Annotated in this window: 5 protein-coding genes; 3 read left to right on the top strand and 2 right to left on the bottom strand. The window is 52.5% G+C overall.

The annotated features are described in order from the left end of the window. The 3 genes from AC1DSG_RS27850 to AC1DSG_RS27840 all read left to right on the top strand — a co-directional run. A partial coding sequence (locus AC1DSG_RS27850) for a helix-turn-helix domain-containing protein (protein ID WP_477793750.1) occupies positions 1-528 on the top strand: 528 nt, incomplete at its 5' end. Positions 529-1,022: 494 nt separating this feature from the next. After that, positions 1,023-2,414 (top strand): undecaprenyl-phosphate glucose phosphotransferase, encoded by a 1,392-nt coding sequence (locus tag AC1DSG_RS27845; RefSeq protein WP_477793749.1) that lies wholly within the window; start codon positions 1,023-1,025, stop codon positions 2,412-2,414. A gap of 158 nt (positions 2,415-2,572) precedes the next feature. Continuing rightward, on the top strand, positions 2,573-3,406 hold the full coding sequence (locus AC1DSG_RS27840; protein ID WP_477793748.1) for a MinD/ParA family protein: 834 nt from the start codon (positions 2,573-2,575) through the stop codon (positions 3,404-3,406). Positions 3,407-3,563: 157 nt separating this feature from the next. On the opposite strand, the gene AC1DSG_RS27835 is transcribed toward AC1DSG_RS27840, so the two are convergent. Both AC1DSG_RS27835 and AC1DSG_RS27830 read right to left on the bottom strand, forming a co-directional pair. After that, a complete protein-coding gene (locus tag AC1DSG_RS27835; protein WP_477793747.1) occupies positions 3,564-3,944 on the bottom strand; it encodes a VanZ family protein in 381 nt (126 codons plus the stop codon). Continuing rightward, positions 3,941-4,707, bottom strand: a 767-nt coding sequence (locus tag AC1DSG_RS27830) for a YjbH domain-containing protein (protein WP_477793746.1), incomplete at its 5' end; no start/stop codon positions are given. The genes AC1DSG_RS27830 and AC1DSG_RS27835, both read right to left, overlap by 4 nt.

Genomic DNA, 4,707 nt, shown 5'->3' with positions numbered 1-4,707 from the left:
GTTTTCAGGGGGACTATTACTCCCTACCCAAGGCATTCACAGAAAAAGGTTCAGTTTGACATGACTAGAATGGCGCTAGATAACAGTCAGATTAAAAGAAGGCTTTTTGTTTTCCGGCCGGATTACCTGGCGAATAAAAATCTCAAATCACCGAGTCCTCGACGCTTCTCCCAGCTCGGTCTCATAAAATATAGCCCGGAACGAGTAGAGCAAACTCAGGTCATTCGCCCTATGCCTGAAACATGGTGGTTCGATGGCCGGATACTCTCCAGTCAGGGGAGGGAAATTGCACTCACCGGCATTGAGTCTCTCTTGATCAAACATCTGCTGTTCAATGAGCAGCGGGTATCCAGCAAGGTAGAACTGATCCAGGCTATCAATAGGGATCCTGAGAATTACCGCGGCCTTGAGATGTGCTTGAGTAGGCTGCAAGATAAATTCAGCGCTGCCGCCAACGGAGAGCGCCTGATCCGCTCCGTGCGAAATCGCGGTTATTGCCTGGTTCAAAAAGTAAAAGCAATTCGCTAGCCTGGAAATACCGCGCACACCAATTACAATAAATGCGGTTAATCCTCTAAAAACAAAACCAGAAATTTCTTTACTTTAGTGCGCCTTCCTTCTTGCGTCGCCGGCAGTCAATTTATAACAATCACGTGTGCCATCAAAAAGCCATCAAAAAGCCTGACCATTTATAACAAATGGCCGTTTTAGGTGCTGTTGTTATAATTTGTCAGATGCAGCAAAAAAAAATTCTTTAGTATCACCCTGTCATAAAGGTGCCTCTGTGCCTGCTATGTGCCGTTAAAAATACACCAAACCAATGAAATGCAGGCTGGCGTCTTGAATACCAAGCCAGTCGAGCAGGTCGCGTCAGGTTGTCATTTCAACCCTGCGTTATGGTATCGGCAAAAAAACAGCTTTCTGTTTTAGCTATATGACAGAAGTAAAGCGTGGGCGAGCGTGTGTAGCCTGCTATTTAAAGCTGTCCACATAGGCAAAGTAAACACTACAGGGATTGTCCTATGGTACATACTCGTATAGACCGAAAAGCGGTAGCAAAAGGGCTTACCTTTTGGGGGCAGTGGGCCGTTGGAACAGGCTTGGCTATTGCTTTGTTGTTTGTGCTTGCCTATAACCAGACTGGGGAAGTCGGTTCTCATTAYCGAGTCCTTGCAGTCCTGTTTCTTCTGGGCTCCGTGCCTTCCTATACACTGATGCAGGTCTTTCATAAACAGCATGGCTATCTGAGCGGTCTGATGAGGCTTCTCGTCGGCTGGTTGATTACTTTGGCAGGTATGACAAGCATCGGCTTCCTCAGTAAAACCGGCGAGCTATTTTCCCGTGAAGTAATCATAACCTGGGCCGTGTTGGGGTATGGGTTGCAGGCTCTGCTTTATATTCCGGCGCATGCATTTTCAAGACGCTATCATCGCGAACTGAATCGTAATATCAATACATTGATCATTGGCACCAATGGAGTGGCACTGCAACTGGCAGACACATTTTCCCAGCGGCCATATTCACCATTGATCGGCCTTGTCAGTGTGGCACCTGACAACTTGCCTGCTATCCACTCGTCCAGAGTCGTGGGTCAGTTGGAAGAGTTGCGTACGCTGATCAGAGTGCATGATATTCGGCGCTTGTATATTGCCCTTTCCCTGAGTGAAGCACAGAAAATCGAAGCGTTGTATATCGACCTTCTTGATATGAATGTCGATGTCGTCTGGGTTCCCGATCTGAACAACATGACGCTTCTTAATCACTCAATCAGTGAAGTAAACGGTTTACCCGCCATTCATCTCAATGAAAGCCCGCTGACCAGCTACCCAACCGCAGCGTTGAGTAAGGCGATACTGGACCGTAGCCTGGCGCTCCTGGCACTTATCTGCTTCAGTCCAATCCTGCTGGCAATTGCCATCGCGGTGAAACTCTCGTCCCCGGGCCCCATTCTTTTCAAACAGAAGCGTCATGGCTGGAATGGCAAAGTCATCAAGGTTTGGAAATTCCGTTCCATGCATGTCCATGATGACAAGCATGTCCAGCAGGCTGGTCGTCAAGATTCGCGGATTACCGCAGTGGGGCGTTTCATAAGACGCACCTCTATCGATGAATTGCCTCAGTTTTTCAATGTGTTGCAAGGTCATATGGCACTCGTTGGGCCTCGCCCTCATGCCGTCGCCCATAATGACTACTACACTGGGAAAATCAGTGCCTACATGGCGCGCCACCGGATTAAGCCAGGGATTACCGGGCTCGCCCAGATTAGCGGCTGTCGGGGTGAAACCGAAACAATCAGCAAGATGCAACAGCGTGTCGAGATGGACCTTGCGTACATCAACAACTGGTCCTTGTGGCTTGATTTGAAGATCCTGGTCAAAACCCCCTTCACGCTCCTGTCAAAAGATATCTATTAGTACGGTTAGTAAGCTTTTCGAGCCAGTGGGCAGTGACCGGTCGCCAGTCAAAGGCTGGCTTGTTGGTTCCAGCGCTTTGCATGTGCAAACACTCGATTGCGGAGTATCGCGGCTTAATCCAACTAAATAGCTGTCAAATCATACGAAGTGAGATCGACATGGACAGCAGGGATCCCGTTCAGGTTATCGCGGTAACCAGTGGCAAAGGTGGTGTAGGCAAGACGACGGTGGCTGTAAACCTGTCGCTGGCTCTGGCTAAACTTGGCCGACGCGTCATATTGCTGGATGGCGATCTAAGCCTGTCAAATGTCAACATCTCACTCGGAATCCCCCTCCAACAGACCATCATCGACGTGCTCGAAGGACGCTGCGAACTGCGTGATGTGGTACTTCAAGGCCCCGGTGGTATCCGTATCGTCCCGGCCACTTCCGGCAAACAGAACACAATTCAGCTGACCACCGCGCACTATGCCGGACTGATCCATGCCTTCAGCGATATAGAGGATGATCTCGATGTATTGGTCATCGACACCGCGGCCGGATTAGGTGAATTGGTCATCAACTTTGTCCGCGCGGCGCAGGAAGTGCTGGTGGTGGTCTGCGACGATCCGATCTCGGTCGCGAGTGCCTATGCCCTCATCAGCGCTCTTAATCGCGACTACGGCATAGACCGCTTCCGGGTAGTGGCCAATAGGGTGCGCACCAAGCAGCAAGGTTGCAGTCTGTTCAGCAAGCTCACCAATATGACCTATACCTCTCTTGACGTCTTCTTGGACTATGCCGGTGCCGTGCTTTACGACGCAAACATGGTGGCGGCATTGCAGAACCAGTGTGCGTTCCATGCGGCTTACCCACGCTCCAAAGGCGCCGTTGCATTCAACGCCCTCGCGCGCAAAGTTAATCGCTGGCCTTTGCAGGCCCGCCCGCGGGGACATCTGGAATTCTTCATTGAGCGACTGGTGCGCCAGAGTGGGGCTGCTGCCCTGGTGTGACCGCGTGAGTGACCGATGCATCCCTATCTCATAACGCCGCTTCGGCGTTAACCCCAAGGCAGGACCCGTACGGTTAATTCTGCACAAACGAATCTGTGCGGAGGATGACAGGTGACTGCCATTCCTGCCGCGACCCGCCTTTGCGTCTACCCGTGAATTACGTCAGCAGAGAGGCTTTCTTGAGCTTCGCATTCTGGCGCCCACGCCACACCAGAATAGCCACCAAACCAAACAAAACACCCGTGGCATTGGCGACCATGTCACCCCAGGATGCGMTGCGCAGCGGCTGAAAACTTTGCTCCAGCTCAATGACCATCGAACCCAGCAGCGGCCACAACAGCAACCAGAACAGCCGGGTTCGGGGGAAAGCCAGATAGGCACTAAAGGTCACGCAAAAGAAACCTGCCCAATGATGCAACTTGTCCTGTTCATTAAACGCCTGCGGCACCGGCTCGTTGCGCAAGCCGGCATAGCACAACACCAACAAGATCACGAAAAAAGCCAGCTTGGGCAGGGCGCGCATCATTTGCTGCTTCATTCGGTGATCTTGTAGAAGTTGTTGTAGAAGAGGTCAATGTTGCGACGCTCCGTCAGGGAGTACAGCGAGTAGCTGCGGGAAAGCGCGGCACCGCCGTCACGCGTCAGCGGTGACCAGACCATATTGGCCCGACCGGTAGTGGACTTGACCATCAATTCGTCGAAGGGGATCGAGAAGTAGATGCCTTTGCCGAAACTACCCTCGCCATATTCTTCTTTGGTGGCATCGGTGACCGTCACCCAGCCACCGAAGCGCACGCCATTGTTGAACTCGCGGGACAGGTCCACGGTGACCCCAATGTCCTTGGCCAGGTAGCGCCCGACACTGACAGCGCCGAGGATGTCCTGGAAGGAGCTGCGGTAGTAAAGGGTGGCATTGCCGGTGATCGTATTGTAGTCACGCAGGCCAAAGCCTTGATTGAAATCGCGCTGCTGGACCCAGTTCGTGTCCACACCCACGGCCCAGCGTTCGCCCATCGGACGGTACAGCGCTTCAGCACCGACACCGGCGAACATCGACTCCAGATAACCGCCATAGAGCATGCCATAAAGGTCCTCGTCCAGCTGTTTGACCTTGTTCACCTGGAAGCTTGGCATCGTGACGTCCGAAGTCGTCGCGTATTTGCGCAGGTCGGTACGCACACGGGGCAGGCCGCTGGGGGCGTCGTACTTGAACTTGTCGAAGTTGTTCGCCAGGTTTGCACTCAGGGTACCGCTCCACCACAAGTCAGGCTGGAATCGGTACTCGGCGGTCAGGTCTGCAC

The sequence above is a fragment of the Pseudomonas sp. P5_A12 genome (assembly GCF_056400685.1).
Note: the sequence above shows the minus strand (reverse complement) of the source record. Positions and strands in the feature narration are given on the sequence as shown.